Below are 6,000 nucleotides of genomic sequence, written 5' to 3'. Positions count from 1 at the left end.
AGCACACCGAACTGTTCGACGAACAGACCGCCTTTCCCTTCGAACTAGCCGAAGCCGCTTGACGCGCTAAACACCTGAGGTGTCTACAGCGTCTCCGGTGTCACCCGGCTGTTGCACCTATGGGCTTCAGCGCGCAGATGCCCGCCCGGCCCGCCGCCGAACGCGACGAGGACGCGATCACCGCATGGCAGGAGGCGACGTGGCAGGCGGTCCGCAAGGAGGTCTTCGCCGACTGGGGGCAGGGATACAACACGATCATCGGCGTGGGCGACGTGACCGGTGACGGCAAGGCGGACCTGCTGGAACGCGACTCCGCCGGCAACGTCCGGGTCAACCCCGGCCACGACAGCGGCACGTTCGGCGCCCGGATCAAGGTCGGCGCCGGCTGGCAGAACTACCTGAACCTCTACTGACAGCCAAACGGCACGGGCCGGAGGTAGTCCAGCGGCCCCGTGCCGTACACCTGACCGTGCGGCGGCCCGCCGGCACCGGCCCGCGCTGTCCTTCGGCTACTGCGTCGCGTTCGGTCCCCGTCTGGTCCAGTCCCGGGGAACTCACCATCGGCGCCTGCATCCGCCGCACTGATCTCCACCGTCCCCCTGGTCGCCGCCGCCTGGGCTGTCACAGGACCCGGTCAAGCCTTGCGGTCACAGCACTAGTACTAGTCGACGTCCACCGGACCGTCGTTCGGCTTCCTCTCCTTGCTCCCGTGCAACTGGAGAAGGCCGTTGTCCTTGCTCTCCTCGGGGCGGCGGTCGCCTGCGTCCTGGCCGTTCAGGTTGTGCCGGACCGAGTCGAGGATCGTCAGGCCCTGGGACACCAGGCCGGCAGCGATCTCACCGAGGCCGTCCGCGCCGTTCAGTACGTTGACGTTGGCGCCGGCCAGGCCGCCGGCGGCCTCCTTCACGATCTGCGGGAGCTGGTCGATCAGCATCCGGTCGAGCGCGACCCGGTCGTAGGAGGCCGCCGCCTCCGCCTGGATCTTCATGCGCTGCGCCTCGGCGGCGGCGAGGATCCTGACCCGTTCGGCCTCCGCCTCCGCCGGCTTCACGACCTCGGCCACCAGCTGCTGCTGGCGCAGCTTGGCCTGACGCTGAGCCAGCTCTGTCTGGGCGGCGAGCACCTCTTGCTGGGCGTGCGCCTGCGCCAGCGGTCCGGCCTGTGCGGCCTGCGCCTGGGCGCGGTCCACCTCGGCCGAGTACTCGGCCTTGACGATGGCGGTCTGCCGGGCGTACTCGGCCTGCTTGCGGGCCGCCGCCTGCTCCGCCTCGACCGCGGCCTGGGTGGCCTGCGCCTGGGCGATCTGCGCCTGCCGCTGGATGGCTGCCTTGTGCGGCGCGGACATCGCGTCGATGTAGCCGGTGTCGCCGTCGTCGATCGACTGGATCTGCAGCGAGTCCACGATCAGGCCGATCTTCGCCATTTCCGTCTTCGAGGTGTCCAGGACCTCGGCGGCGAGCTTCTGCCGCTCGGTCACGATCTCCTCGACCGTCATGGAGCCGATGATGGCCCGCAGATGGCCGGCGAAGATGCGGCCGGTGAGCACCGACATCTGGTCCTGGTCGCTGAGGAACCGCTGGCCGGCGTTGATGATGCTCTCGTGGTCGTTGCCGACCTTGAAGGCGATGACCGCGCGGACGTGCAGCGCGATGCCCTGCCGGGTCACACAGGTCTCGGTGACTTCGGACTCGCACATCGACAGCGTGAGGAAACGGACCTTCCGGAAGACCGGCAGCACGAACTTCCCGTGCCCCGTCACCACTCGGAACGGCGCGCCCCCCAGTCCCCGCCGACCTCCCGAGATCAACATCGCCTCGTCGGGAGCGGGTACGCGGTATCCGAACATGCTTGTACTCCTCAACCGGCGTCGGCGGTGTCGCCGCCGAGCGCGTCCAATGGATCCACCCACTCGATGACGCCGACCTCGCGGCATCCACGTGATTCGATCACGAGCACCGTCGCCCCCCTGGGCAGGGGATCCTCCGACCAGGCGAGGAAGGTCTCGGAGCCGCCTCTGACCTGTACCAGGATCTCGCCGGGGCCCGCGGATCCGCGAGTTCCGACGAGTACCTTCCCCGTGCAGCCGATCACGGCCTCGTCCTGCGGCATCACCGGCCGTCCTCCTCGTCTGGCCCCGGAATTCCGACGATAGACCCAGGAGGGCCGGGGACCCAACGGGTGGGACGACATGGCCCGCGCGCGGGCTGATCGGGCGCCGTTCCGGTCGGCCGATCCGACCCCGCTGTCCATACGGCCGCGACCGGGCACGACAGGGGTGGGGCCGAAGGCCGTCGGTGGCGGTGACGGCCGGCTGCAGGCCGAGGTGCCGACGCTCAGCACCGTCTGCGGACCGGCGGAGCTGCTTGCCGGGATCTCGTCTCCGTGTGCACTGGCGAAGGCGGCTCGCCCTGAAGGCGTTCAAGCGCCCCCACGACGGGGCCCAGGTCCCCGCGGCCGCCCGTCAGCCTTCCTGCCGGAGCGGCAGAGTGGCGCAGAACAACGCCGCCCCGGCGCGGGTGTCTCGCCCGCCCAGCCCGCCGTGTGGCCTTCGTCTCCGTTCCGGCGTCCCGGCGCGCTCGTCGGTATCCCGTCCGCCGATGACTACAGCGGCCACGTACAGACCTTCGCAGGAGGTCACAGCGCTGTGAGCGGAAACGCTCGACCGCAACACTGCACCCCCGGTAACCAATAGCTGTGGTCGCGACGTAAGAAATCGATGCGGCGCACGATAAATATTCCTGCGACCACAGGCGGCGCAGAATTATTTAGCGCGCAGGGCCGACACCGACGTGCTACTGTCGTCATCAGTTGCAGGTGTGGTTGCCAGAAGGTTTTTCCGACGGCTGATCATCACGGCGACACGGAATGCGCACAAGGCGTATTCCTGTACACCGTCCCCGAAGGAGAAACAAAATGGCTACTGGCACTGTGAAGTGGTTCAACGCGGAAAAGGGCTTCGGCTTCATCGAGCAGGACGGCGGCGGCGCCGACGTCTTCGCCCACTACTCGAACATCGCCACCCAGGGCTTCCGCGAGCTGCTGGAAGGCCAGAAGGTGTCGTTCGACATCGCGCAGGGCCAGAAGGGCCCGACGGCCGAGAACATCGTTCCTGCCTGATGCACCGGCGCTGACGCATACTTCGCAGCTGGGGCCCGCACCTTGGGGTGCGGGCCCCAGCTCGCTTTACTACCAGGGTGATTCGACCCTGTCATTTTCGGCCCGTTCTCGCGATTCTCTGCGCCGCTCACTCTGCTGCGGAAATTCCTTGATACGTGCCCGCATCGAGGAAGGTTCCACATGAACCGCACCCGCTCCACTCGCGCACGCACCGATCGCACATACGACCGCTTCGGAGGAGGTGTCGCCGCGGGCCGCTCCGGCGTTCCGCGCCGCTCCAACGGTTACGGAAACCGCCCGCCGGCGGGGGGCGAGTTCGCGCTGCCGAAGACAGTCACGCCCGCGTTGCCCGCTGTCGAGTCGTTCGCCGATCTCGCCATGCCGGAGATGTTGCTGACCACGCTCGGCCATGAAGGCGTGACCGTGCCGTTCCCGATCCAGGCGGCGACCCTGCCGAACTCCCTGGCCGGCCGTGACGTACTCGGTCGCGGCCGCACCGGGTCGGGCAAGACCCTCGCCTTCGGCCTCGCGGTACTGGCCCGTACGGCGGGCCGGCGCGCCGAGCCGCGCCGGCCACTGGGCCTGATCCTCGTCCCCACCCGTGAGCTGGCCCAGCAGGTCACGGACGCGCTCGCTCCCTACGCCCGCTCCGTGAGCCTGCGGCTCGCCACCGTCGTCGGCGGGATGTCCATCGGCAGGCAGGCCGGTGCGCTGCGGACCGGCGCGGAGGTGGTCGTCGCGACGCCCGGTCGGCTCAAGGACCTCATCGACCGGGGCGACTGCCGGCTCGACGACGTCGACGTCACGGTGCTCGACGAGGCCGACCAGATGACCGACATGGGCTTCATGCCCCAGGTCACCGCCCTGCTCGACCAGGTGCGCCCCGAGGGCCAGCGGATGTTGTTCTCGGCCACCCTGGACCGCAACGTCGACCTGCTGGTCCGCCGCTACCTGACCGACCCGGTGGTCCACTCCGTCGACCCGTCGGCCGGTGCCGTCACCACGATGGAGCACCACGTACTCCACGTGCACGACGCGGACAAGCACCGCACGACCACCGAGATCGCGGCCCGCGACGGCCGGGTCATCATGTTCCTGGACACCAAGCACGCCGTGGACCGGCTGACCAAGCACCTGCTGAACAGCGGTGTCCGCGCCGCGGCCCTGCACGGTGGCCGGTCCCAGCCGCAGCGCACCCGGACCCTGGCACAGTTCAAGGACGGTCACGTCACCGTCCTGGTGGCCACCAACGTCGCGGCCCGCGGCATCCACGTCGACAGCCTCGACCTGGTCGTCAACGTGGATCCGCCCAGCGACCACAAGGACTATCTGCACCGTGGCGGCCGTACGGCCCGCGCCGGGGAGTCCGGCAGCGTGGTCACCCTCGTGACCCCCGACCAGCGCCGCGGCATGACCCGGCTGATGGCTTCGGCCGGCATCACCCCGCACATCACCCCGGTCCGCTCGGGCGAGGCGGAGCTGAGCCGCATCACAGGCGCCCAGGCGCCCTCCGGGGTCCCGGTGGTCATCACCGCGCCTGTCGTGGAACGCACCCGCCGCGACTCTTCGCCGTCCCGGGACCGTCGCGGCCGCACCGGCCAGGGCCGACCCGTCGGCGCGGGCGTGCGCCGCAGGGCACAGCGGCGGCCCGGCAACGACTCGGCAGCTTGAGCAGGCGCAGTCCTCGGAGCCCCGCATGAATACGGCCGGGTTCCGGCCGTCCTCGCCCTCTCGCGCTGATCCCTCGCCCCGGGCAGCCCCTTCTCCTTCCCCCCCCCCCGCGACTTCTCCCCTGTGAGGCATCATGCGCTGTGTCATCGCCCGGTACCCGTTCGACCTGACCAGGACGGGGGTGCTGGCCTCGATGAAGGGCGTCAGACCCGAGCTCGTCACCGGTGAGTCCGTGACCATCGGCCGCCGCCGCTACCCCGTCAGGCAGGTGGGCCAGGTGATCACGCGACAGGACCCGCGTGACTTCACCGCCGGCGAAGTCAGGCGGGCCATGACGCGCCTCGGCTTCACCTGCCACGACCGCCCCCAGGCCGCGCCCGTGGGCGTGGGCGGTCCCACTCCGCTCCAGGTCGCGTCGGCACTGCTCGGCGGCGCCGACCCCGGGGAGGTATGAGGAGGGGCGGGAAACCGCCCTCAGACCCCCGGTGGGGGCCCTGCCGACGCGCGTCGGCAGGGCCCCCACCGCTGTGTCGCCGTCCGCTCGGAATCCGCTGACCGGGCAACGGGGGCGGAGACACTCACCGGTCGACGTAGCTGAGATCGCCTACGGTCCAAGCGCTGACGTCCTTGATCGCGACTCGGTACATGCCGCCCGTCTCGGGGATCCCGAGGCTGCCCTGGAGGATCCGGGCGAGATGGAAGTGCAGGTGCGTGGGCGCCTCGCCACGACCGGGCCGGTTCCCTCGCGGGCCGCGGGTGAAGACGTCCGAGAACGGGCCGAGACGGTCCGAGTCCTTCAGAACCTCCGCCACCCGCTCCCTCCACACGGCCTCGGGAGCCAGCCGGCCGGTGATGACGGCACCGCCGACGACCACGGTCAGCGACATCTGATTGCTTCGCTCGGACTCCACCGCGGCGGAGATGGCGACGAGCAGCTCATCAGGGTTCGACATGACAGCAGAGCTTATTCGGCCCACCCGTACTGGGACCGCCCGCACGGCGTGAAGTGGTTGCGCGGGCGACAGGAGGCGACTCCCGGCCAACCGATGAGGGCCGGTCACCGCAGCGTTCTTCCTCCGCCAGAAGGATGAAATCTGCTGTTGCCGCAGTAGACTTTGGCTCCCGGCCTGGGTAAGCTTCATCTCGTAGACGCGGTCGAACAAGACCCGCCAGACACGAACTGGCGGGTAGCTGAATACGAAGTACGCAGGT

Annotated in this window: 7 protein-coding genes; 4 read left to right on the top strand and 3 right to left on the bottom strand. The window is 69.5% G+C overall.

What is annotated here, in order from left to right; translation table 11 throughout:
• Nucleotides 1-119 precede the first annotated feature (119 nt).
• Nucleotides 120-413, top strand: a complete 294-nt coding sequence (locus AB0N14_RS36800; protein WP_366030063.1) for a winged helix-turn-helix domain-containing protein — start codon at nucleotides 120-122, stop codon at nucleotides 411-413.
• Between the two features lie 248 nt (nucleotides 414-661).
• On the opposite strand, the gene AB0N14_RS36795 is transcribed toward AB0N14_RS36800, so the two are convergent.
• Nucleotides 662-1,846, bottom strand: coding sequence for an SPFH domain-containing protein (locus AB0N14_RS36795; RefSeq protein ID WP_366030062.1), 1,185 nt, complete (start codon nucleotides 1,844-1,846; stop codon nucleotides 662-664).
• Nucleotides 1,847-1,857: 11 nt separating this feature from the next.
• Entirely contained in the window at nucleotides 1,858-2,109 is a 252-nt protein-coding gene (locus AB0N14_RS36790; RefSeq protein ID WP_366030061.1) for a hypothetical protein, read from the bottom strand.
• Between the two features lie 804 nt (nucleotides 2,110-2,913).
• On the opposite strand from AB0N14_RS36790, the gene AB0N14_RS36785 reads away from it, so the two are divergent.
• The 3 genes from AB0N14_RS36785 to AB0N14_RS36775 all read left to right on the top strand — a co-directional run bounded on the left by AB0N14_RS36785 (nucleotide 2,914) and on the right by AB0N14_RS36775 (nucleotide 5,242).
• Nucleotides 2,914-3,117, top strand: a complete 204-nt coding sequence (locus AB0N14_RS36785) for a cold-shock protein (protein ID WP_028799214.1) — start codon at nucleotides 2,914-2,916, stop codon at nucleotides 3,115-3,117.
• Nucleotides 3,118-3,297: 180 nt separating this feature from the next.
• Entirely contained in the window at nucleotides 3,298-4,788 is a 1,491-nt protein-coding gene (locus AB0N14_RS36780) for a DEAD/DEAH box helicase (protein ID WP_366030059.1), read from the top strand.
• A 133-nt stretch (nucleotides 4,789-4,921) separates the two neighbouring features.
• Nucleotides 4,922-5,242: an SCO5918 family protein gene (locus AB0N14_RS36775; protein ID WP_366030057.1), complete on the top strand. Its 321-nt coding sequence runs from the start codon at nucleotides 4,922-4,924 to the stop codon at nucleotides 5,240-5,242.
• 124 nt (nucleotides 5,243-5,366) lie between these two features.
• Here AB0N14_RS36775 and AB0N14_RS36770 read toward each other — a convergent pair whose 3' ends face one another.
• A complete protein-coding gene (locus AB0N14_RS36770; protein WP_366030055.1) occupies nucleotides 5,367-5,741 on the bottom strand; it encodes a hypothetical protein in 375 nt (124 codons plus the stop codon).
• Nucleotides 5,742-6,000 lie beyond the last annotated feature (259 nt).

The organism is Streptomyces sp. NPDC051104 (genome assembly GCF_040682835.1).
Lineage (GTDB): Bacteria > Actinomycetota > Actinomycetes > Streptomycetales > Streptomycetaceae > Streptomyces > Streptomyces cynarae.
Note: the sequence above shows the minus strand (reverse complement) of the source record. Positions and strands in the feature narration are given on the sequence as shown.